At 63.5% G+C, this 22,019-nt stretch carries 19 protein-coding genes; 8 read left to right on the forward strand and 11 right to left on the reverse strand.

Annotated elements, in window-relative coordinates:
* Positions 1-139 precede the first annotated feature (139 nt).
* On the reverse strand, positions 140-1,771 hold the full coding sequence (locus TVB01_RS04490; protein ID WP_422454452.1) for a peptide ABC transporter substrate-binding protein: 1,632 nt from the start codon (positions 1,769-1,771) through the stop codon (positions 140-142).
* A 348-nt stretch (positions 1,772-2,119) separates the two neighbouring features.
* Entirely contained in the window at positions 2,120-3,958 is a 1,839-nt protein-coding gene (locus tag TVB01_RS04495) for an ABC transporter ATP-binding protein (protein ID WP_422454454.1), read from the reverse strand.
* 91 nt (positions 3,959-4,049) lie between these two features.
* Here TVB01_RS04495 and TVB01_RS04500 point away from each other — a divergent pair, with 91 nt between their 5' ends.
* A complete protein-coding gene (locus TVB01_RS04500; RefSeq protein ID WP_422454456.1) occupies positions 4,050-4,679 on the forward strand; it encodes a PH domain-containing protein in 630 nt (209 codons plus the stop codon).
* Between the two features lie 35 nt (positions 4,680-4,714).
* Here the strand turns inward: TVB01_RS04500 and TVB01_RS04505 are convergent, their stop codons facing one another.
* From TVB01_RS04505 to TVB01_RS04515, 3 genes are all read right to left on the reverse strand, one after another.
* On the reverse strand, positions 4,715-5,734 hold the full coding sequence (locus tag TVB01_RS04505) for an ABC transporter permease (protein WP_422454458.1): 1,020 nt from the start codon (positions 5,732-5,734) through the stop codon (positions 4,715-4,717).
* Positions 5,731-7,272 carry an ABC transporter permease gene (locus TVB01_RS04510; protein ID WP_422454460.1) on the reverse strand — a complete coding sequence of 514 codons (1,542 nt, stop codon included), beginning with the start codon at positions 7,270-7,272 and terminating at the stop codon, positions 5,731-5,733. The genes TVB01_RS04505 and TVB01_RS04510 overlap by 4 nt, the downstream gene beginning before the upstream one ends.
* A gap of 194 nt (positions 7,273-7,466) precedes the next feature.
* Complete coding sequence (locus TVB01_RS04515) at positions 7,467-9,266, reverse strand: ABC transporter family substrate-binding protein (protein WP_422454462.1); 1,800 nt, start codon at positions 9,264-9,266, stop codon at positions 7,467-7,469.
* 433 nt (positions 9,267-9,699) lie between these two features.
* Here TVB01_RS04515 and TVB01_RS04520 point away from each other — a divergent pair, with 433 nt between their 5' ends.
* The 4 genes from TVB01_RS04520 (at position 9,700) to TVB01_RS04535 (ending at position 12,954) form a co-directional block, all read left to right on the forward strand.
* A complete protein-coding gene (locus TVB01_RS04520) occupies positions 9,700-11,301 on the forward strand; it encodes a hypothetical protein (RefSeq protein ID WP_422454464.1) in 1,602 nt (533 codons plus the stop codon).
* On the forward strand, positions 11,298-11,840 hold the full coding sequence (locus TVB01_RS04525) for an NUDIX hydrolase (RefSeq protein WP_422454466.1): 543 nt from the start codon (positions 11,298-11,300) through the stop codon (positions 11,838-11,840). Before TVB01_RS04520 ends, TVB01_RS04525 begins: the two co-directional genes overlap by 4 nt.
* 57 nt (positions 11,841-11,897) lie before the next feature.
* Positions 11,898-12,509: an NAD(P)-dependent oxidoreductase gene (locus tag TVB01_RS04530; protein ID WP_422454467.1), complete on the forward strand. Its 612-nt coding sequence runs from the start codon at positions 11,898-11,900 to the stop codon at positions 12,507-12,509.
* A 103-nt stretch (positions 12,510-12,612) separates the two neighbouring features.
* Entirely contained in the window at positions 12,613-12,954 is a 342-nt protein-coding gene (locus TVB01_RS04535) for a hypothetical protein (protein ID WP_422454469.1), read from the forward strand.
* On the opposite strand, the gene TVB01_RS04540 is transcribed toward TVB01_RS04535, so the two are convergent.
* Complete coding sequence (locus TVB01_RS04540) at positions 12,934-13,947, reverse strand: hypothetical protein (protein ID WP_422454471.1); 1,014 nt, start codon at positions 13,945-13,947, stop codon at positions 12,934-12,936. The genes TVB01_RS04535 and TVB01_RS04540 overlap by 21 nt on opposite strands.
* A 90-nt stretch (positions 13,948-14,037) precedes the next feature.
* On the opposite strand from TVB01_RS04540, the gene TVB01_RS04545 reads away from it, so the two are divergent.
* A complete protein-coding gene (locus tag TVB01_RS04545) occupies positions 14,038-14,601 on the forward strand; it encodes a TetR/AcrR family transcriptional regulator (protein ID WP_422454473.1) in 564 nt (187 codons plus the stop codon).
* 156 nt (positions 14,602-14,757) lie between these two features.
* Positions 14,758-16,683, forward strand: coding sequence for an MFS transporter (locus tag TVB01_RS04550; protein ID WP_422454474.1), 1,926 nt, complete (start codon positions 14,758-14,760; stop codon positions 16,681-16,683).
* An 87-nt stretch (positions 16,684-16,770) separates the two neighbouring features.
* Here the strand turns inward: TVB01_RS04550 and TVB01_RS04555 are convergent, their stop codons facing one another.
* From TVB01_RS04555 to TVB01_RS04565, 3 genes are all read right to left on the reverse strand, one after another.
* Positions 16,771-17,475, reverse strand: coding sequence for a hypothetical protein (locus TVB01_RS04555; protein WP_422454476.1), 705 nt, complete (start codon positions 17,473-17,475; stop codon positions 16,771-16,773).
* A 76-nt stretch (positions 17,476-17,551) separates the two neighbouring features.
* Entirely contained in the window at positions 17,552-18,109 is a 558-nt protein-coding gene (locus TVB01_RS04560) for a dihydrofolate reductase family protein (protein ID WP_422454477.1), read from the reverse strand.
* A gap of 157 nt (positions 18,110-18,266) precedes the next feature.
* Positions 18,267-18,620, reverse strand: a complete 354-nt coding sequence (locus tag TVB01_RS04565; RefSeq protein WP_422454478.1) for a DUF1801 domain-containing protein — start codon at positions 18,618-18,620, stop codon at positions 18,267-18,269.
* A gap of 311 nt (positions 18,621-18,931) precedes the next feature.
* Here TVB01_RS04565 and TVB01_RS04570 point away from each other — a divergent pair, with 311 nt between their 5' ends.
* A complete protein-coding gene (locus TVB01_RS04570) occupies positions 18,932-19,576 on the forward strand; it encodes an NAD(P)-dependent oxidoreductase (protein WP_422454480.1) in 645 nt (214 codons plus the stop codon).
* Positions 19,577-19,756: 180 nt separating this feature from the next.
* Here the strand turns inward: TVB01_RS04570 and TVB01_RS04575 are convergent, their stop codons facing one another.
* The gene (locus TVB01_RS04575) at positions 19,757-21,073 is read right to left on the reverse strand and encodes a GmrSD restriction endonuclease domain-containing protein (protein ID WP_422454482.1); all 1,317 of its coding nucleotides are present in this window, start codon (positions 21,071-21,073) and stop codon (positions 19,757-19,759) included.
* Between the two features lie 67 nt (positions 21,074-21,140).
* The gene (locus TVB01_RS04580) at positions 21,141-21,884 is read right to left on the reverse strand and encodes a DUF262 domain-containing protein (RefSeq protein ID WP_422454484.1); all 744 of its coding nucleotides are present in this window, start codon (positions 21,882-21,884) and stop codon (positions 21,141-21,143) included.
* Between the last annotated feature and the right edge of the window lie 135 nt (positions 21,885-22,019).

Below are 22,019 nucleotides of genomic sequence, written 5' to 3' on the forward strand. Positions count from 1 at the left end.
GCGATATATCTGGTCATCGCGGGGCCCTGCCTTGGTCATGGGTGTTGGCAGGTAGTGGCATGGTAACGATCCTGTTTGCTGCCTGGTGGCGCCGTCCGCTGCCCGGAAGCACCGGGACAGCGAACGGCGCGCAGGGTTCTTACTTGCGTGCGATGTTGTAGTAGACAGGCACGCCGTTCCAGCCGGTTTCAACGTCGGTCACGTTGTTGCTCCAGCCGGTCTGGGCTACCTGGTACCACAGCGGGACTACCGGAAGATCCTCCAGCAGGACTTCCTGCGCCTGGTTGAAGAGAGCGGCGCCTTCTTCAGCCGTGGGAGCAGCAAGGCCCTGGGCCAGGAGGTCATCGAACGCCTGGTTCGAGTAGTCACCGTCGTTCGACCCGGCCCCGGTGGCGTACAGGGGACCAAGGAAGTTGTACAGCGACGGGTAGTCCGCCTGCCAGCCGGTGCGGATGGCTCCGCTGAGGGTCTTGGCGGTGGCGTCCGAGCGCAGCTCCTTGAAGGTGGAGTAGGCCTTGCCCTGGGCATCCACGCCAAGGACGTTCTTCAGGGAGTTGCAGACTGCGTCAACCCATTCCTTGTGGTCGCCGTCGGCGTTATAGCCGATGGTGAAGGCCTTGCCTTCGGGCCAGGGGGAGATGGCTTCGGCCTCATCCCACAGTTCCTTGGCACGCTCGGGGTTGTAAGCGAGCACCTCGGAGCCGGCCAGGTCCGTGTCAAAGCCCTCGATCACCGGTGCGGTGAAGTCGGCGGCAGGCTCCCGTGAGCCGGTGAAGATGACGTCGGCAATCTCCTGGCGGTTGATGGCCATGGAGATGGCCTGGCGCCGCAGTGCACCGGCTTCCCCGGAGAACTCGTCGAGGTACCCGGGGATGGTGATGGTCTGGTTCTGCGCCGTCGGCTTCTCCGAGTAGCGGCCCTCGCCGAGGTCGGACTTGAAGGTCTTCTGGGCAGCCGCTGGCATCTGGTCCAGGACGTCCAGGTTGTCCGCCTGAAGATCCGCGTACGCGGCGTCGTAGGAGGAGTAGAACTTGAACGTCACGCCGTCGTTCTGCGGAACCCGGGTGCCGGTGTAGTCGGGGTTGGCCACCAGCTCGATCTGGACCTCATGCTGCCAGGCGTCGTCCCCGGCCAGCATGTACGGGCCGTTGCCCACGGGGTTTTCACCAAAGGCTGCCGGGTCCTCGAGGGCTTCGGAAGGAAGCGGGTAGAAGGCCGTGTAGCCCAGGCGAAGCGGCCAGTCGGATTCAGGCTGGCTCAGTTCGACCGTGAAGGTCTTGTCATCCACCACCTTCAGGCCACTCATCGTGTCCACGGTGGCACCCTCGGCGCTTACCTCGTCATAGCCCTTGATGCTCTCGAAGAAGTAGGAGTTGAGCTGGGCGTTCTTCGCGGCTGCACCGAAGTTCCACGCATCTACGAAGGATGAGGCGGTCACGGGTTCACCGTTGGTGAAGGTCTTGCCGTCCTTCAGGGTGATGGTGTAATTCTGCGAGTCCGTCGTCTCGATGGACTCGGCGATTTCATTGACTGTCTTGCCGTCGGCGTCGTAGCTCACCAGACCTTCAAAGAGGAGGTCCATGATCCTGCCGCCGCCCACCTCGTTGGTGTTGGCGGGGAGCAGCGGATTCTGCGGCTCCGTGCCGTTGGCCGTAATGCTCGTGTTAGTCGCAGCGGAGTCCGGGGGCTCCGATCCTCCGCCGCAGGCTCCCAGTGCAAGGGCGGCAACCACCGCCACGCTGACAGCCTTGGAAAAGCGCTGTAAACGCATTACGTCTCCTGGATAGTTCAAAGAGGAAGCCGGTCACATGATTCCGGCGCTGATGTCCAGGCAGCCGCCGACGGGACGCTCGTCCCGGGCATTGCCGCAGACTTCAGCCAAAGTGTCTTGGTTTCGCACCGTTTTCCGGGCTAACCAAAAGGGGTGCACGCTTTCGCCGAACGCCCGCATCGCAGACGCAGAAAGCCTGTCACCCTCTATGGAAGTATAGCGAGGGAGACGCCAATATAACGATTCAAGAACGATGTCTAATGTGTCACGCCCTTGCGTGGATAAATCACACTTAAAGTGCAGAAAGGGCCCTCAGAGAGGACCCTTTCCGCTGAGACGCTGGCTCCTTTAGCGGCTATCCGCCGAGCCGGCAAGCAACTTTGCGCGCAGCTCGCGCCGTTCACGCTGCTTCTCCGGATCCGGCAGCGGGACAGCAGCAATCAGTCGCTGCGTGTACTCCTGCTGCGGGTTGCGGAGGATCTGGTCTCTGGTCCCCTGTTCCACAATCCGGCCGTTGCGCATCACACAGATGTGGTCCGCGAGAACATCAACGACGGCGAGGTCGTGGGTCACGAACAGGCAGGCGAAGCCAAGTTCGCGCTGCAGATTCTGGAACAGCTCCAGGACCTTGGCCTGCACCGAGACGTCCAGGGCCGACGTCGGCTCATCAGCGACCATCAGCTTCGGCTTCAGCGACAGTGCCCGGGCAATGCCCACGCGCTGTTTCTGTCCGCCGGAGAGTTCGTGCGGGTAGCGGTTCCGGTACGCGCGGGGCAGCTCCACCTGGTCCAGCAGTTCTTCGATGCGCTGCTGCAGGGCAGCACCCTTGGCCTCCCCCGCCAGGAACATCGGTTCACCGATGCTCTCACCGATCGGCAGGCGCGGGTTCAGCGAGGAGGACGGATCCTGGAAAACCATGCCCACCTGGCGGCGCAGTGTGTGCATGGCCTTGGAATTGGGCTTAAGTTCGGAAATGTCCGTTCCCACGACCCGCAGTTCGCCTTCGGCGACGGGCAGGAGCCCGACGGCGGCACGGCCGATGGTGGTCTTGCCCGAGCCGGACTCGCCCACCAGTCCCATGACCTGGCCGGGCAGGATCCGCAGGTTGGCGCCCTCCACGGCACGGAAGGCAGCTACCCGGCCCTGCTTGGGGTACTCGATGGCGACGTTCTCCAGGACCAGCACCGGTTCCCCGCCTGCCGCGTCCACTTTGGCGGCGGCATCGGTCCGGAGGCCGGAAAGCACTTCAGCTTCACGCCGGTGCAGTTCCTCCTGGTCAACGGATTCAAGCTCCACATTCGTTGCCGCTGCCAGCGCAGCTACGACGTCGACGTCCCCAGCTTCTTCCGAGCCCTGACCCAGGTGCGGCACGGATTCCAGCAGCGCCTGGGTGTAGGGGTGCTTCGGGTTCGCGAAGATCTCCTTGGCCGTACCGGTCTCGACGATCACGCCCTGGCGCATGACGGCGATTCGGTCTGCGAGGTCGGCCACCACGCCCATGTCATGAGTGATCAGCACGATTGCGGAGTCCAGCTTGTTCCGCAGGTTGCGCATCAGGTCAAGGATTTCGGCCTGGACCGTAACGTCCAAAGCGGTCGTGGGCTCGTCGGCAATGAGCAGCTTGGGATCGCAGGAAAGCGACTGGGCGATCATCGCCCGCTGCCGCTGCCCGCCGGAGAGCTGGTGCGGGTAGGACTTGAAGGCCTTCTCCGGGTCGGGAAGTTCCACCATCTCCAGCAGCTTCAGCGCCCGCTGTCTGGCCTCATCGGGAGAGATCTCGTTGTGCAGGCGGAGCGTCTCCACGATCTGGAACCCCACGGTGTACACGGGGTTCAGCGCCGTCATGGGTTCCTGGAAGATGACGGCGACCTCATTGCCGCGCACCTGACGAAGCTTGGCCTGGGAGAGTCCCAGCAGCGGCTGTCCGTCGAGCAGCACCTCACCGGTGACCCGTGAGTTGGGGGGCAGCAGCCCAAGCAGGGCCATGGAGCTGGCGCTCTTGCCCGAACCGGACTCGCCCACGATCGCCAGCACCTCGCCGGCGCTGACGTGATAGTTCAGGTCGATGGCGGCGGGGACCCATTCCTTGTCCACCCCGAAGTCCACGGAGAGGTTGCGGACCTCCAGTACCGGCGGGCGGCCGGTGCGGCTCGCTTCGTCTGTGCTTCCAATGAAGGTGTCAGTCATGGCTGTAGTTTCCTTCCGTCCAGGCACCGTGCCGGTCCCGGGTCAACGGGCCGATTACGAGGGCACTTGGAAATGCTGTAACGATGGGGGTATGCCGAACCCGCAGAGCGAGCCCGAGACCGAAGTTTTCCGACCGCGGACCACTAAGTGGTTCACGGGTATTGCCGTTGTCCTGACGGCGGCTGCCCTGGTTTCCGCTGCGGTGAGCTCGGGAGCTTCCGGCCTGCTGGCCACGGTTCCCCTGCTCCTCATCCCTGCGGTTGCAGCCTGGCTGTTCTGGTACCCCAGCGTCCGGGTCGGACGCGGCGGCGTAGCACTGCACAACCCGTTCCGGACCATTGAGGTTCCTTGGGCGGCCCTGATTCATGTGGACACCAAGTTCGCTCTGAAGATCGTCACTCCGAAGGGTTCCTACACGGCCTGGGCCGCCCCCGCTCCCGGCGTCTGGGGCACCCACCAGGGCAAACCCGAACACCTGCGCAACCTGCCCGGCACCACGTACGGGGTGGGCGGTTCGGTGCGTCCCGGGGACCTGAGCAACACGGACTCCGGCCAGGCCGCACGCATGGTCCGCGAACGCTGGGAGGCCTTGGTCAACGCCGGCCGGATCGATCCCGACCAGACCGATGCCGCCCGCGCCGCCGTGAGTATCAACTGGCGCTGGATCCTTGGCCTGGTACTTGCTGCCGTGGTGCTTTTCGCCCTGGCGGGGCTGGCCTAGGAAGGCCGGCCCCGCTTCGGCGGACAGCATTCCCACTAGTTGCCAGCCGTCTTGCTCTTGACCCTCTTGGCATTGAACTTCTTCTGCCGGGGATCAAAGGCATCGCGCAGGCCGTCACCAATGAAGTTGATGCACAGGCAGATGGCCACAATGAAGAGGCCAGGCCACCAGAACAGCCACGGGCGGGTCTGGAACGCTTCCTGGTTCTGGCTAATAAGCAGGCCCAGTGACGTATCCGGCGGCTGGACACCAAAGCCGATGTAGCTCAGCGACGTCTCCAGCAGGATGGCCGTTGACATCAGCAGCGTGGTGTTGACGATGATCACGCCGACGGCGTTGGGCAGGATGTGCTTGAAGATGATCCGGTTGTTGGAAGCACCGGCGATCCGGGCTGCATCCACGAACTCCCGTTCACGCAGCGAGAGGAACTCGCCTCGCACCAGCCGGGCCAGGGACGTCCAGGTAGCCAGGCCAAGGAAGATGCCCAGCAGGATGACGCCGATGCCCGCACCGACCAGGCGGTTGGCGATCTGGCCCAGAACGGCGGCCATCACGATGATCGGGATGATGATGACGACGTCGGTGAGGCGCATCAGGACTGCCTCGACCCAGCCGCGGAAGTAACCCGATACCGCTCCCACAACGGAGCCTACGACACAGGCGATCAGGCCGACCAGGAACATCACGATGATGGACTGCTGCGTGCCGCGCATGGTCATGGCGAACATGTCACGGCCGATGCGGTCCTGGCCGAACGGGTGCTCGCCCCAGTTGAAGATGCTGACGAACGTCGGCGCACCGCCGTTGATCTGCTCCGTGAACTGGCGGTGGTCGTACTTCCACCAGCCCGGGATGCCGGCGAAACCAATGGAGGTGAACGCCAGGATGCAGATCAGCGCGAAGACCACCAGCGAGATGATCGCAGCGGTGTTGTCGAGGAACCGGCGGCGGACAATCTGGCCCTGGGAAAGGCCCTTGGTGTTGGCCTTGGCCGATCCTTCGGGTTCGGTTCCGGGCGGGTTGGAGGGGGTTTCGGCGGAAAACGTCGTGCTCATGACTTCACCCTTACGCGCGGATCAAGGACGGAATAAACAAGGTCTGCCACCAGGTTGAACACCAGTGCCAGGATGCCGGTCACCAGGAAGAAGCCCATGATCGGGTTGGGGTCAACGCGTCCAAGTGCCTGCACGAACAGCTGGCCCATACCACTGAAGGCGAAGACCTGCTCGGTGATCACGGCACCGCCAATGAGGGCTCCGATATCGAAGGCAACAATGGTGGCCAGCGGAATCAGTGCGTTCCGGAAGGCGTGGCGCATGACGACGGTGCGTTCCGAGAGGCCCTTGGCGCGTGCCGTGCGGATGTAGTCCATGTTCATGATTTCCAGCATGGAGGCGCGCGAGTAACGGCTGTAGCTGGCCAGGGACGCCAGCAGCAGGGCGATTGTCGGAAGCAGCAGGTGAGTAAAGGTGTCCAGGCCGCCGATCCAGAAGTCGCCGTTCAGCCCCGGAGTGGCGGCACCCACCGTGGCGATCGGCCGCTCGCGGATCCGGGAGTTGTCCATGTACTGCGGCCACGCAAACATGAAGCGGTCCAGGATGATCAATCCGCCCACCAGGAGACCAGTGAGTGCGGCACCGCGCATGCTCTGGCCGCGGTCGTAGCCGCCCATGAAGTAGCCGACAGCGCAGCCGACGGCAATTGTGGCCAGTGCGAGCAGCAGGATCATGAACCAGGTAGCCGAGTTCAGCAGCGGCTGGAGGGCGTAGTAGGCAACGACCCCCAGAGCCACGGTGATCAGGGCCGAATACAGGGCCTTGCGGTTCTTCAGGCCTGCACTCAGCAGGGTGACGCCGTAGGCGATAGCCACGCCGGTGACCGCGATGACCGCGGGGCCCAGGCTCGGGGTGGAGAACCAGCCCGTGTTGCCGAGTACGAAGAGGATCCCGGCTGCCGCCGCGAACCCGGCGGCGAAGGCAATCCCCCGCCGTTTCAAGGAGCCGCCCGCGAAAATGACCCAGATGACGCCGCTGGCCAGTCCCACGGCCAGGACCACGCTCAGTGGCACCTGTGGGTCAGCTAAGAAGTTATTGAAGCCGATGGCACCGTACTCCTTGAGGAGGACGGCGAGCCAGAAGATCGGCAGGGAGAAGAAGAGGAACGCCATGAACGTGACGCTGTAGTCCAGGGAGCTGTACTGCCGCAGTGCGGTGATGATGCCAAGGGAGATGCCCACGATGATGGCCAGCAGGGTTGCTGTGGTCACCAAGAGAATCGTTGCCCCCATGGCCCGTGCCAGAGCTTCGGTGACGGGTTCGCCCTGGATGCTCTGGCCGAGGTCGCAGGTGGCGGCAAAAGGTGCCAGGCACTTTACGGCGCCGCCCAGCCAGTAGAAGTAGCGCAACGGCGGCGGAACGTCGAGGTTCAGGAGCTCCGTACGGGCCCTGATCAGTTCGTCACGGTTGGGAGCAGGGTTTTCGCGGAGGTCGTGCAACGGGTCGCCTGACGCCGCTGTCAGGAGATAGACCAGGAACGATGCCCCGAACAGGATTAGCACGGCGGTCAGGAGCCGCCGGACGATGTAGGTAACCATAAAGTGTCAGCCTCATTAGAACGGTCCGGGGGTTCTCCCGGCACTCGCAGAAGTGTAGTGCAGGTCATAGTTGCTGGGAATTTGGTTAATCCCAATCACTTGTCTGGAAGGCGCTTGCAGGGAAAGACAAGGCGCCGGGACCGTTGAAGGCCCCGGCGCCTTGCGGGTTAGTGCTTAACCGTTAGGGAAAGCGCTTAGTCCAGAACTTCCCATTCCCAGAAGTTCCACCAGACACCGGTCTGGTTCGGCATGTAGGAATCGATGCCGCCGATGCTGTCGCTGTGCGCGTCAACACCGGGAGACTGGAACAGCGGCAGTCCGTAGGAGGACTCCCAGATCAGCTTGTCGATCTGGATCTGCAGTTCTTCCTGCTTTGCAACGTCCGTCTCGACGATGAGCTCGTCCATGAGAGCGTCGGCTTCAGGGCTGGAGAAGCCGTTGTAGTTCGACGCAGCGCCGGTCTTGAAGATCTGGGGAACGCCGGTCACGCCGACTCCCGTGTTGATCCAGCCGAAAATGGAGGCATCGTAGGTGCCGGTACCCAGGGCCGAGCCCCAGTCAGAGGCACCCAGGCCGCCGTCGACGACCTTGAAGCCGGCTTCGGAGGCAGACTGCGCGATCAGCGTGTAGGCGTCTGCACGGTTGGGGTTGTCCTTGTTGTACATGATGCGTACTTCAGGGGTGGCACCGGCAAGCAGTTCCTTGGCGCCTTCAATGTCAACCTCGGCGAATTCGGAGGAGCCGTTGTTCGCAGCAGCCTCTTCGTAGGCGGACTGGTCAGCCAGGAAGATCTCGGAATCCAGCGGAGCTGCATCCGGGTTGAGCTTCTTGATGATCGAGTCAACGATCGCCTGGCGCGGGATGACCTTCATGAAAGCCGTACGGACGTTCTGGTCAGCGAAGACGCCGCTGTAGTTCAGGTCAACGTGATCGTAGGAGAGCTCGTTGCCCGAGTTGATGGTGACGCCTTCAATGGCTTCGAGCTGCTCGACGGTGTCGGCCGAAGCCTGCGGAGCAATAATGTCCACTTCACCGTTCTTGAGTGCCTGCACCTGTGCCGGTGCCTCGCCGATGTAGCGGACGACGATCTCATCGACCTTGGGCTCCGGACCCCAGGCGTAGTCCTCGTTGCGGGTCAGCGTCATCGAGTTCTCGGGATCGATTTCCGAGACGATGAACGGACCGTTGGAGAGGTACAGGGACGGATCGGAAGGCAGTGACTTGGTGTCGAAGCCGGTGTTCCAGAAGTCGGCAACAGCCTTCAGCTCCTCGTTCACCGGAGCCGGGTTTGCCGGGTCGCCTGCAGGCGTGTTCTGGATCAGTTCGATCAGCGCATCGCCGTCGGCCAGTCCGGCCTTTTCCGCAACAACGTGTGCCGGGGTGCTGACGCCGCCGTCGGACATGAGGCCGAACGCGACTTCCCAGTCAGCGAAAGGCTTGGAGTAGGTCATCGTGATGGACCGTCCGTCGTCACCGACTTCGGGGACATCGGTCAGTGCCAGACCCGAGGTGTCGCCTGCGTAGTCGAAGTACGTGGTACCGGAAACGGTCTCGCCTTCTTCATTCGTCGTGGCGTCATTGAAGTGGCCGGAGTTGACGGCCCACATCAGCATCAGGTCGTCTGCATCGACGGGCTCGCCGTCGGACCAGTTAACGCCCTCGTTGACCGTGTACTTAACCTGCAGCGGGTCGTCCGAAACCTTCTCGTAGGTGCCGAATTCTTCCTGCGGCACAACTTCGAGATCATCGTTGATGTAGTTGAACCCGGAATGCGTGGCGTACGCAATCTTGCCGTTGATGTCCACGTTGCCGTTCGCAGTGTTGCTGTTGAACGAGCTGAAGGCGTTAACCTCCACAACGCGGACAGAACCGCCGGTGCTCTCGCTGTCAGTTGACCCCTCGTCGGTGGTCCCCTGGTTGGCAGCGCAGGCACTCAGTGCGAGCGCAGCAGCTGCTGCAACACCCACTGCTTTGGAAATACGTCCAAAACGCATTCCGCCTCCTATTTCTTAGTGCGATTTGTATCCGGCAGGGTTTGCCGGATCTGCGGACGGCAGCTGTGAGCGTGCCTGGTCGCATATGTGTAAGAGAGTAAACCGCGATTAGCTACTGGTCCGTAACTTGGTTCCCGCCACGGCGTGGTTGTTACACCATTGCAACCTGAAATTGATCGTTACGGACTGTGCTCTGGCGCACAGCGATTTTCTGGTCTAGTCTTCCCGCTTTCAGCCGACGGAGGTCACTCCGGACGGCGGCGGTCCATGCACGGCCTCATCTGACACATCCACGGGCTCCCGTGCCTGCACGGTCATGGGAGGTAGGCTTCCAGCCAGTCACAGTCCCACCCGGCCCAGCCCGCTGGCATTGTGTTGAGGTCCGGCCCGCGACCTGATTCACGGGCGGGGATTGAAAGGCGAAAGAGGACCCATGGGGGAAATAGACGGACGCGACGTTGTGTCCACACGGATCAGCATCTTCAACCTGGATCCAATCGAACAATCCAAGCTTTGGCTGCAGCTCGGACCTGTCGAGGCCAAACGGGTACTTGTCGGAGTACTGCGAACAGCGCTTCTGTTCGGCGGCACGGTAGTAGTCGACCGTAACCAGGTGCTGGAAGGCGTTTTCTTCGTCGCCATGTCTCCGGACCGTCTCGCTTGGCATCTAGGACTTGAGCCCGGAGCCCCGCTTCCTATTGAAGTGCAGCTGCTTCCCGGAACCGCCGCAGCGGAGGTCTCCCCCGGACCGTGGCGCCTGGCTGACGGACGGCGGAGCTGGGGAGTAGATGCTGAACTCGTATCAGCCATCGAGGCAAATCACGCTGCCGTCCGCGATGATCCCCACCGGGTTTCGTCCCCGATCATTGCCTTGACCGGAGGAATGTATGAACGCGCCGCCGTCGCGGACCCGAGCGCGCACTCTTCCTCCGGCGGAGTCAAGACGGAGGCGTGGAACATCTCGGATCCAGTGGTCATGCCGCAGATCCTGTGGAATGAGCAGGACCGGGAGGTGGCCCGGTCTCTTCGGGAGACCGGCCGCAGCGCCTGGACGGAGGCCATGCTGTGCGGGCGGGTCGCGGTGCGTGACAGCAAGGGCCTCACACCCAACCCGCTGGGTCCGGAGCTCGCTGCGGAGCTTCCCCCGAATCAGGCCGGGCTGCCCGTGGTTGATCAGCTCGTCAAGGCGCTCGTGAACCTGGAATACGCGCAGGAAGCTCAGCGCGCGGCCACCAGCAAGTGCCTGGTTGAGCATCCCGGCGATGAATCGCCCTGCGACCGGGCCCACGCAACAACCCGGTCCCTCGTCACCAGATGGCTCGACGGAGAGCACGTGGCGTTGCTTGATCCGCCCCGGTTACCCGAGCCCCTGCGGAGCGGCGACCTCGCCGTGCATCGCAGCGCTGCACTCGGCTGGTGGACGCAGGCCTACAACCGTGCCATCTGCAGCAGGGACAAGCTCCGGCTTCTCACGATCTACAACGCACTGCCTTCTCCCTCGGGGGTTCTGGGGGACGGTGCAGCTGCAGCGGAACTTGCTTGGGGACTGCGCCGCCCGCCGGAGACGATCAGGTCGAAACTGCGGGGTCGCCGCCGGCGTGGCCGTGTACCCGGTGCGACCGCAGCTTCGAGCACGCTGCCGATAGGCGGAGACGTCGTTGCGCGCCTGGCAGGCTTCACACCCGCAGAGTATTCCCGGCTCCAGGCGTTCGACGCCGTTGGTTCCGCAGAATTGCTGCGGAACCCCGGGCGCCGGTCGCTTTTCGACCTGGTCGTGGCAATCGATGAAATCGCCGGGGACACAACATCCAGATCGCGCCGCATGAGGTCCACAGCCGTGCGGGGCAGCATTGTGACGATAGGGGGACTGGCCGTCGTGCTTTATGAAAACGGGTTCATTGCGCTTTCCGGCCAGGTGTGGGCTGTCATCGCTTTCATTGCGGCTGCACTCTTCTCCGCACCTTGGTCAGACCTCGGCACGCTGCGCCGCATGTCCGGATCGCAGCTGCAGTCCACCCTGAGGTTCCAGGAATGACGGCGCCAAGCCCGTGGCGGGATGTCTGGGTATCTCCCGGCGAAAGGCTCCGGGTCCAGGCCCGCGACGAGGAAGACTGGACCCGCCACAGATTCCTGTCGAATTCCGAGGGGGACGGGGCCGTCGCCGTTGTCCTCGACGGAACACAGGTGTTGTTTATTGATGCCGAGCGTCCGGTCATCGGCCGCACACTGCGCGAGCTGCCCCGTGGACAGGCAGATGCAGCCGACTCATCCCCTACGGTCACAGCAGAACGTGAACTCCTGGAAGAGACGGGGCTGACGGCTTTGGACTCCACCTTGCTTGGGCAGATCTGGGCTGAAAGCGGACTCTGCGCCGACGCGGTCAACGTCGTCCTCATCCGGGTGGACCGCCGGCGCGAGCAATCGCCCGCGGAATACTCCGCTATGCACTGGATAGAGCGCGAACGCCTCAGCCAGGAAATAGCGTCCGGCCGGATCCGCGACGGCATCACGATCTCGGCGCTCGCTTTGGTCTGGGCACAGGGGGCCTTCGGGCCCTCTACGGCGAGTGGCTGATAGCTGCTGCGGATAAAGTGGGGACTATTCGAGGCCCCCGAGCAGTTAGAGGATTCAATGAAAATCACGATTATTGGCGGGTCCAAGGGCACCGGTGCACAACTGGCGGCCCAGGCGCGCAAGGCAGGCCATGAGGTCACTGTCCTCTCCCGCAGCGGCAACGCGCCTGAAGGCATCCATGTCGTCCGCGGCGACGCAACCGACCCGGCAGTTGCCGGCCAGGCGGTGGCCGGCGCCGACGCCGTCGTAATCACCGTGGGCGGAGCCAAGGGTGTCCCGAATCAGCGCGCCGCAGTCACCAGGGCCGTCATCGAGGCTATGAAGAAGGAGGATGTGCAGCGGCTGATGGTGCAGTCCTCCCTGGGTGCCGGGGATTCCGGATCACAGATGCCGGCCCCGCTGCGCATGGCCATGAAGGTTGCCCTGGCCAAGCCGCTCGCCGACCATAACGAGCAGGAAGCCGCCATCCAGAGTTCCGGCCTGGACTGGACAATCGTCCGGCCAACCGGACTCACGGACAAGGATCCAATCGGGTCCTGGCAGGCGCTTCAGACGTCGGAGCCCGGCACGCTGCGCGGCTCGATTCCCCGCGCGGACTTGGCTGCCTGCATGCTTGGGCTGCTTGACGACCCTGCCTCTATCGGCAAGGCAGTAGGCGTCAGCAGCTAATTCCCTGCTTGTCACCGCGCCGCAGCACTGGTTCGATAGCGGCGTGGAGACTAGATGGATTAGCCCGGCCTTGTTGGGAATCCAGTCAGCCTTTCAAACTGGTTTGGCTGCGGGAGCGCCCTGGGGCAGGGTCTCCTATGGAGGCAAGTACGACGCGCGGCTGCCGGACCGGGTGCGTCTGGCCAGCGGTGCGGCGGCACTGGTCTATGCGGCGGGCGCTGCTGCTCTTTGGGCCCGCCGCACTCCTCCGGGCCTGAAGCGTGCCGTCTACCTTGGCTGCACCGGCGTCGCGGTTCTGGGGACGGTAACTAATGCGATCTCCCCGTCCCGTCCGGAGAAACTCTGGAGCCTGTGGTCGCTGGGACTGGGCGCCGCTGCGTGGCACGAGCTGCGCCGGTCCCGCCGGGCCCGGCCCGGCACTTCCTCAGGCGGCTTGGAGGGCTGAGGCTTTCCTGGCCCGTGCGGCCTTGAGCTTCGGCGCGGCGAACCACAGTACGATCCCCGCGAGGACCCACACGGCCAGGGTCAGCGCGGCACCGGCTCCGCCTGCGCCGTCGAAATAGGCAACGGCACGCACCAGGGTGCCCGCCGCGCCCGGCGGCAGAAGCTGCCCAATCAGGGCGACGCCGGCCGGGAGCCACTGGGCGCTGGTGGCGATGCCGGCGAACGGGTTGCCCACAAACATCATGGACATGGCCGCAATGGTGAAGCCCTTGGTGCCGAAGCATTCGTTGAGTCCGGCTAGCGGCAGCGCCAGTGCAGCGATGCCGAGGGCGACGCTGGCGGCGACCGGAACCAGGGGTCCTTCAATGCTGCCGAACAGGTACTTCAGGACCGCAGCAACGACGAACCCGCCCGCTACCGAAAATCCGGTGAGCCCGGCGAAGATCCACCAGCGCTTCCCGGCCAGCATGGACCGGAAGGCCACGGCCGGCACGATGCCGCCGAAGACCAGCGGGAAGGCCAGCCCGCCAATGCCGACGCCCGTCGGGTCGGCTGCGGGAAGCGGAACAACGTCAACGGTGTCTGCTGTCTGTCCCATACTGCCGGCCATCGTGGCGCCGGCGCTGCTGACGGTGGCGGAGACAGCGGTTGAGCCGGCGCTCGCGACGTACACCCGCAGGTCTTCGGGATCGGAGAAGTCGAACCCGCCCACTATCTCCCGGTCCCGGATTCCCTGCTGCAGGTCATCGGCACTCTGGTACGGCTGAAGCAGGAAGGCACCGGGCTGCTGGGCATCCAATGCCGCGGAGACCCGTCCCGAATCTTCCTGCGTTCCTACGATGCCCAGGCCCAGATCCCGCGGTCCGGAAAGAATCGAGGGCGAGATGAAGAGCATCAGGAGCGCCAGCAGGACAACCGAGAGTCCGACGGTGAGGCCTGCCCAGATGGCTGCGTGCTTGCGGTGGCTTCCGGCTTCCGGGGTGGAGGTGGTCATGGGACTTCTTTCTTAGCGGAGGAATTTCCTCCGTTTTCACCGGATGATATTCCTCCGGTTTAGACTGAAGGTCAAATCTAAGGAGTTCGGATGAGGGCTGACGCTGCACGCCGGAGGCAGAACATCATCACGCACGCCAAGCACGTTTTTGCCCAGCGGGGCGGCGACGTCGCGCTGGAAGCGGTAGCCGCGGCCAGCGGCGTCGGCATCGCCACCCTGTACCGGAATTTCCCGTCCCGCGACGACCTTGTCCGGGCGGTGGTCCAGGACACGGTGGAGCAGATCATCCAGGCTGTGGACGGGGCAAGGGTCGCGTTGGATGCTGATCCCGACGCAGCGTGGGAGGACCTGCTGTCCAGCCTGACGGCGATGGAGCTGGGGGCACTCACGGACGGGCTCGCCCTGCAGGCCGGGGCTGCCCAAACCCTGGAAGCCACTCCCCTTGCACAGGTCCAGCAGCCCGCTGTGGAGGCCCTGAACGTGGTACTTGCCGAGCTCAAGGTCCGCGGTGCCGTCCGGGAATCCCTCACCGCGCTGGACGTGATCGTCGCCGTGGCGACCATCACCCGACCGCAGGTCTCCCCCATCCGCGGAGCAGCACCCGGCGTGCCGGAACAGTTGGCCGAGGCGTACCTGCTGTGGAGCCGCGGTTAGCTGGTTGAGCACGGGGCCCAGGCGCGTGGCCTGCTAGAATTGATGCGGCCTCAGGCCACCACGGCATCGATGACACGACACGCGGGGCACTTCAAAAAGTACCTTCTGACACGGCACGGTCGATCGCCTCCACACCGCCGACTGTCAGGAGACTCTATGGCGCCCTCTTCAATTTCCCGTCCGAATGTCAAGGATCGTGCAGGCGGGATGATCGCGGTCGCTGCGGCCGCTGCGTTCCTCGCCACCTTCAACGAGACGTTCCTCAACGTAGCCTTCACGCCGATCATGCAGGACTTCGGCGTCGAGGTCAGCACCGTTCAGTGGCTAACCACCGGCTACCTGCTCGTCGCCGCTGTGTTCGTTCCTGTAGCCAACGTCCTGTACCACCGGTTCCCCACCCGGCCGCTGTTCGTCGCCGTCGTCGCGATCATGGTCCTGGGTTCTGTGGTGGGCGCCCTGGCCCCCAGTTTCGAAGTCCTGCTGATCGCACGTCTGCTGCAGGCCATCGGGACCGGCCTGCTCACCCCCATCGGCATGAACATCACGCTGGCGGTGTCCCCGCGCGAGAAGCTTGGCCTCAACATGGGCATCATGGCTGCCATGACCACGCTCGGCCCGTCGCTGGCGATCGTTCTCTCCGGCGCCATTCTGACCGTCGCCCCCTGGACCACATTGATGTGGGTCTTCGGAGGCCTCACCCTCGCGGTGCTGCTCGCCGGTGCGATTGTCCTGCGGAACGTCACCGAGCTGGGCCGGCCGGTTCTGGACATCCTGTCCTTCATCCTCGTTGCTGTCGGCCTCGTCGGCATCCTCTACGGCGTCTCTGGCGCATTCGAGGGATCTGCCCTCTACGCAGGTGTTGCCGGCGTCGTTGGCCTGCTCGCCATGTGGCTGTTCATTCTCCGCCAGCGCCGCATCGAGAATCCGCTGCTCGACCTGCGCCCGTTCTCCAGCGCACCTTTTGTGTTCGGTGTGCTGATGACCATGCTCGGCCTGGTCTTTGTCTTCGCCATGAACGTGGTCATCCCCCTGTTCCTGCAGGGTGCTCTCGAGATGCCGCCGCTGGGTGCTTCGCTGACCCTAGCACCGGGCATCCTGCTGACCGTGGGGATGGGGCCGATCGCCGGCCGCCTCTTCGACCGCCACGGCGGCCGCTGGTCGATTCCCCTCGGATTCCTTGTCATGGCAATCTTCGTGACGCTCGTCGGGGTCGCTGCCGGACAGGGCTCGGTCTGGATCTTCGGACTGCTCTACGTCCCGGCAGTGCTGGCAACGGCATTCGTCGTCGGGCCGTCCCAGACGTTTGCGCTGGCCAATCTGGACCGCGAGACCAGCCCGCACGGCGTCACGGTGGTTTCAACCAGCTTCCAGATCGCCGGCTGCGTGGGCACCTCGCTGGCTACCGGAATCTACGGCGCCGTCATTGCGTCCAACATCGAGTCCGGGAGCAGTGAAGGTGATTCCCTGCTGGCCGGTTTCCACGGCTCCGTCGCCCTGGTGGTTGCCACGTCGCTCCTCGGTATTCTCCTCGCGTTCCTGGCCTACCGTTCGGTGCGCTCGCGCCGCACCGCGGAGAACGAACAGGCTCCGGCAGACACCGTCCAGTCGATCATGAAGTCCGACGTCTACGCTCTGTCCTCCGACGCGAGCGTGCTTGATGCCCTGCAGACCTTCGCCGAGCGCGGCATCTCGGGTGCACCGGTCCTCAATGCGGACGGCACGCTGGCAGGTTTCCTGTCCGACGGCGATGTGCTGCGCTACCTCTCCGCGACCCATCCGTCCTCGACGTCGATCTACTCCTACGCGATCGGCGCTGCGGACGATCTGGAACAGGCAATGTCCGATCTCGCGAACCTGAACATCATGCGGCTCGCAACGCACGACGTCGTCACTCTCGACGCCGGCGCATCGGTCAGTGACGCTGTGGCTGCACTGTCGGACGCACGGCTCAAGAAGGTGCCGGTTGTCAACGGGGACGATTCCCGTCCCATCGGTATCGTGAGCCGGTCGGCAGTCAACCGGCTGGCGATTGCCACCTACCTGCGTTCTCGCAGTGAGGCTGACGTCCGTACGCCGGTGTAGTCCCGCAGTCGTTACCCAGCAGCAGGCCGGACCCACTGCGGGTCCGGCCTGCTGTTTTATGTATTAAGTCCGGTGAGGGCTTCGGTGTCAGTGGCTGGGGACAGGCCATGGGATGTAATCGCTCCGGTCTTGCCAGGATCCATGTTCGGAGAGCGGCCGAAAGCGCAGCGTGGTGAATTCGTGGTGGAAGTCCCGGCGTTCGCGCTCGGTCATCGCTTCGGTATGGCGTCGTGCCGCTTCCCCGGCATCCCTCCCGGAAACCATGCCGGTCATGGCCCGGGTGCTGGTCCAGATGGAGAAGGTTGAAACTGTCCGTGGCAGACGGATACCTGCCATGGCCAGGCTCGCTTCGGGGTGGTCCCGGATCTGGGTTTCCACGGGACGACCCCAGTGGATGAAGCGGGGCAGTTCCGGCAGGCGCAGGCGGGCCAGGGTCACGGCCACTACCGGCTCGTGGGGGTTGGCTGATTCTGCGGATTCCGGCAGCCCGGAGAACTCGCTGACTTTCCCCCAGCGGCGCAGGAACTGCATCCGGACGTGCCAGCCCTGGTCCAGTTTCCTGCCAAACGGATGCCCGGTGAGGAAGTCCGTCAGCGACCGTTCGTCTTCCCAGTGCGCGAACACGGCCGTGCGCTTCAGCTGCATCCTGCGCGGTGAAACTATCGGCGCTCCCAGCTCCATGCCTGCGAACACTTCGGCGTGAACCAGGCGGGGGGCTTTGAGCGGCCGCAGCAGAGCACCCGCGGCAGCGAGCGGCGACAGAGCGGCAAGATGGAACGAGTAGATGCTCATAGTGCCCGCGCCAAGTGTTTCCCCATCCCCTGATCCTTGCCGGGCGCCGCGGCACGCGTCAAATAACTGCCGCAGCTCAGCCTGCCCGGCGGTAGTGCACGGAGAGCGCACCGTTGCTCATTGGCTCGGCTGAAATCAGCTCCAGGCGGCGAGCGCCGTCGAGCAGACCTCCGTAGAGGGTGGGGCCATGCCCGGTGATCATCGGGTGGACCAGGAACCTGTACTCGTCGATGAGGTCCAGCCGGTCCAGCGCTGACGCGAGCTTGCCGCTGCCGAGGAGCACGCCGTCGGGCGTCTGGTCCTTGAGCTCCTGCACCGCGGTGCGCAGGTCGCCTTCGAGGCGGTGGCTGTTGTTCCACGGGAAATCGCTGCGCGTTGCGGACACTACGTACTTGGGTTTGTCCTCCAGCGTGAGCGCCCAATCGCGGATCGCCGCAGGCGCCTCGACCTCGCCGCGGGCAACGAGCGGCCAGTAACTCTCCATCAACTCGTACGTGGTGCGGCCCCAGAGCATGGCACCGCTCTCATCCAGCAGGCGGGTGTAATGCGTGTGGGTCTCGTCGTCGGCGATCCCCTCCTGGTGGTCCACGCAGCCATCCAAGGTCACGTTGTAGCTGAAGGTCAGAGCGCCCATAGGGTGATTCTCCGGCGGTCGGCTCCCGCGTGCAATCCGTTTAGGCAATCAACCGGCCCAGTCGCGGCGCGAAGGCCACTCATTCGTGGGAGGAGGGGCAGCCCGCCGCCGACGGCGTTTCGTTCCGTAACGACGCCGGCGGAGGGCGTTACCCGTCCTAGTCGAGAACTGAGCGGACGATCTCAGCGATGCGCTTCTCCGTCTCGGCGTCGATGGTTTCGAAGTACCAGGCGGCAGGCATGAGAGTGCCGTCCGACCCGCCGGCTGGCCGGAACCGTGCCTTCTCCGTGACTGCCAGGTTCAGGCGTTCATCGTTGCGCAGGGTCAGCAGCGCCGGGGAACCCGCGGATGTGGCATACGCGGGCATGCCGTACCAGATGCGCGGTTTGAGCCCCGGCGCCGCGTCCATGATGACGTCATGGACCTGCTGCATTAGTCCGCGCTGCGGCTCATGCATGCCCGCGATCTTATCCACCACCTGGGCCAGGTTTTTCTCGTCTTTCGATGACATTTCGCGTCCTCTCGTCAGCCGATGCCTCGGCATCGGCGCAATGAAGCTGGCGCATTAGTGCGCCGCACTCCATCGGGACGTGTCCTGGGAAGCCAGGCCTCTCCGCGATGATTCACGTGGTCTTCACGTGGAAGCGCATTCGGTGGCAGCGCCACCGGCAACAGGATAACTCTGCCCCTGCGCGGAAGCCACCGGTTGTTCCTCCTGATTCCCACCCGATGACGAGCTTTCGGGCGGGAATAGGTGGACTCGGCGGCGGGTTCCATCTTCGCCGGGGAATTGCCGGTCCCGACTGCAAGGAGAGAACGCACATGGCACGAGTAGTTATCTTCGGCGGAACCGGCTACGCGGGCGGACACATTGCCCGCGAGGCAGCTTCCCGCGGGCACGAAGTGATCTCCTACTCCCGCAATGCACCGGAACAGCCGCTGCACGGAGTCGAATACCGCACGGTGTCGCTGGCCTCCCCGGAAGTGCCCGCCGCGGCAGCCGCCGACGCCGATGTCCTCGTTGTGGCAGTGCACGGAGCCGACGTCGACGGTGCTCCGCTCACTACGTATGTGCCGGCGCTGATCGAAGCCGCACGCACTAACGGTGCACGCCTTGCCTTCGTTGGCGGTGCCGGCTCCTCACTGGTCGCGGAAGGCGGTCCGAGGCTGGTCGACACACCGAACTTCCTCGATGACTGGAAACCCGAAGCCCTGGCGCACGCCGAAGTACTCGAGGCGCTGAGGCAGGCACCAGAGGACCTCGACTGGTTCTATGTCAGCCCCGCAGCTCTCTTTGGTGTCTTCGCTCCCGGCGAGGCCACCGGTTCCTACCGGACAGGCGGCGACGTCCTGGTGGCCAAAGACGACGGCTCCTCGGAGATCTCAGGTGCCGACTTCGCGCTTGCCTTCGTCGACGAGATCGAGAACCACGCGCATCCTCGCCAGAGGTTCACTGTCGGCCACTAACAGCACGTTCGACCCCGGCTAGGGCAGCCACTCCACACGCAAAAAGGCCCGGGATGCAAGCAGCATCCCGGGCCTTTCTCAAGCAATCGCCTAAAACCTAGACGTTAAACCTAAACAACACCACATGCCGTCACAGAATAACGTCTGCGGGTGTCGCTCAATCCAATGCCCCGACTACCGCTACTCAGTGGGGAACAATTGCGGCTGGTCTGCCGGGACGGCGCTCTGGAATTGGGTCCGGACGTCGCGGAGTCGTCTTCCGTCGCCCACAGCCCAGAAATACCAGCCGTTCGTCGCCTTCTTCCGGAGCGCCTTCGCAGCGGCGGACGGCGACGTGTACCGCTTGCCGTCCAAATCAATGGCTCCGTCAGGCATTAGTACGGCTTGTTTGCCCTTGAAGTCTCGGTGAGTCGCCACCAATGAGTCTCCTCCTTTGAGGAGCCCAGCTTCGATCAAGTGTTTAAGCTCGACCCAGTCGGACGCCTTCGTCTGAGGATCTACGACCTTACCGTGATGGCCTTTGGGGACAGGCCATATTTCGAGGACGGCATTGACCAGTTCAGAGGTTCGGTCGTCAATGCCCTCCTCGTCCCAGGCGTGGTGCTCGGTCTTCCCGACGACCCGACCGGTGAGTGTGATCGTGTTGTGCCGGAGGAGGGCGGCGCGCTTGGCTGGCCACGGCCCATTCGAAATCTTCGAGTTCAGGGACTTCGTCAGAAGGGTCAGGTTCCCCAAACGGTGCACCCTTGCCTGGCGTTCCTCTGCTGCCTCCGGTGTCTCCACAGGCCAGGTGTCAGACCATTTCCTCGGCAGGAGATGCTCAATAGGGTAATTCTTCCGCTCAACCTGTGGCTGGCGAGTTTCGGCGCGATAGTGATCCTCAATGGCTTCAAGGAACATGCGTAACCGCCCTCGTGGGTAGCGTGAGTAGGCTGCCTCCGTGGTTAGGGTCTGCCGGACCTCCTCATCTCCTGGCCAGTAGGTGCTCGTCACATTCAGCCGAGCCAGATGACCGATCACTCGATCACCTATTTCATCGGTGGGTGCGTCTGTGTTGGCCGCGATGATATCGGCGATGATGCGGCCTAAATCGCTCCCGGCTAGGCGGAGCATCTGACGACGGTACAACCAACTCTCGGCGGCTTGGACGATTTGATTAATGGCCTCCACGGGGAGGTTCCTGCCAGGTTCATACAACCAAACAAGCAGTGGCTTCAGGACCTCAACACCACTGGCACGCATTCGGTAAAAGGCCATCCCAGCAGCGTCGAGTGACCCACTGGGTTGCGCGGCGGCCTCAGTCCACGACTGATATTGCTGGGCTTGATGCTTGATCACCGGCAGCAGGTCTGCCATCTTCGTGCCCGACTCCAGTTCGACCCATGATTTGAAACGGTTGAAGGTTGCCTGTGGGCTGACTTCTTCGCCGGTCCTAGACACCAACCACTGATTGAGAAAGAGGGAACTTCGGCTGACCAGGTTTCGGCCGACGCTCACTTCTCGCATCCAAAACTTGGTCTCGAAGGGCCAGTCCTCGCGGTAGGCCCTAGATGTGTCACCACCCTCAGCCTCGAGGCGTTGGAAATACAAGATTTCGCACCAAATCGGCTGCCGTCAAAGGGGTCCCGCGCGCGTTGAGAGTCTCGAAGATCTCTTGTGAATTCTCTGCCGCGTCCAGTTCGATTGAGACGAGTTGCAGTCCGTCCAGGAGGACGTTGGTGAGTTCGTTCGCTTTAGTCGTGTACTCCGCGGTGCCCGGAGCCCCCAGCCATCGCTCCACGACGGTCGAGAAGTAGCGGTGGGCCGCAACGATCTGGGAGTCCTCGTGTGCAAGCTCTTCGTAGTAAATGGGCGGCTTTGCGGTCAAAACCTCGACGAAGGCCTCCTTGTCCTTATTCAGGTGTCGAAGTTTGAGAGGGCTAGCACCGTCAATCACGTACTTCTCGGAGTTGTGGGTCAAGTCTTCGAGTTGGCTGGCGAGCTTCGGGTGGTCAGCCTGTGAGAGCAGAGAGCCTGTCACAGCAGCCAAGACTTGCAGGGTGGTCAGCCGCTGCTGCCCGTCAATCACATTCCAGGTCATCAGTCGTTTGCTCTGCGCCTCATGTGATTGGATCACAACGGCTCCAAGAAAGTGCGTGGGATTTAGGTGCGGCTCAGCGATCCGAATCTCCGCAATGCGACGGATGTCCTTCCACATCGGCTCCCACTGCTCGGCCTCCTTCCAGACGTAGGGGCGCTGGAACAGAGGGATCACGAAGTACTGAGGCAGGTTGAATAGCTGCAGCGGCGTCCGCTTGAAAGTCTCCACCCGCCCAAACCTACCGTCTCAGAAGTCCCAAGAGCTCCAGACAGCGGGGCAACCTCACTAGTGGGTGGCGTTTGGAAATGATGCGAACGCTTTCCGGGGGTCTAGGGTGAACGAATAATGTTAGCGCCATGTGGC

The organism is Arthrobacter sp. 7Tela_A1, from assembly GCF_049311065.1.
In the GTDB taxonomy this organism is placed as follows: Bacteria; Actinomycetota; Actinomycetes; order Actinomycetales; family Micrococcaceae; genus Arthrobacter_B.

Coding starts and splice junctions, on each gene's coding strand:
- TVB01_RS04540 (WP_422454471.1), bottom strand. CDS start 13,947: ATGACCACCTCCACCCCGGAAGCCGGAAGCCACCGCAAGCACGCAGCC.
- TVB01_RS04500 (WP_422454456.1), top strand. CDS start 4,050: ATGCCGAACCCGCAGAGCGAGCCCGAGACCGAAGTTTTCCGACCGCGG.
- TVB01_RS04510 (WP_422454460.1), bottom strand. CDS start 7,272: ATGGTTACCTACATCGTCCGGCGGCTCCTGACCGCCGTGCTAATCCTG.
- TVB01_RS04530 (WP_422454467.1), top strand. CDS start 11,898: ATGAAAATCACGATTATTGGCGGGTCCAAGGGCACCGGTGCACAACTG.
- TVB01_RS04545 (WP_422454473.1), top strand. CDS start 14,038: ATGAGGGCTGACGCTGCACGCCGGAGGCAGAACATCATCACGCACGCC.
- TVB01_RS04525 (WP_422454466.1), top strand. CDS start 11,298: ATGACGGCGCCAAGCCCGTGGCGGGATGTCTGGGTATCTCCCGGCGAA.
- TVB01_RS04515 (WP_422454462.1), bottom strand. CDS start 9,266: ATGCGTTTTGGACGTATTTCCAAAGCAGTGGGTGTTGCAGCAGCTGCT.
- TVB01_RS04520 (WP_422454464.1), top strand. CDS start 9,700: ATGGGGGAAATAGACGGACGCGACGTTGTGTCCACACGGATCAGCATC.
- TVB01_RS04550 (WP_422454474.1), top strand. CDS start 14,758: ATGGCGCCCTCTTCAATTTCCCGTCCGAATGTCAAGGATCGTGCAGGC.
- TVB01_RS04570 (WP_422454480.1), top strand. CDS start 18,932: ATGGCACGAGTAGTTATCTTCGGCGGAACCGGCTACGCGGGCGGACAC.
- TVB01_RS04560 (WP_422454477.1), bottom strand. CDS start 18,109: ATGGGCGCTCTGACCTTCAGCTACAACGTGACCTTGGATGGCTGCGTG.
- TVB01_RS04490 (WP_422454452.1), bottom strand. CDS start 1,771: ATGCGTTTACAGCGCTTTTCCAAGGCTGTCAGCGTGGCGGTGGTTGCC.
- TVB01_RS04555 (WP_422454476.1), bottom strand. CDS start 17,475: ATGAGCATCTACTCGTTCCATCTTGCCGCTCTGTCGCCGCTCGCTGCC.
- TVB01_RS04495 (WP_422454454.1), bottom strand. CDS start 3,958: ATGACTGACACCTTCATTGGAAGCACAGACGAAGCGAGCCGCACCGGC.
- TVB01_RS04505 (WP_422454458.1), bottom strand. CDS start 5,734: ATGAGCACGACGTTTTCCGCCGAAACCCCCTCCAACCCGCCCGGAACC.
- TVB01_RS04565 (WP_422454478.1), bottom strand. CDS start 18,620: ATGTCATCGAAAGACGAGAAAAACCTGGCCCAGGTGGTGGATAAGATC.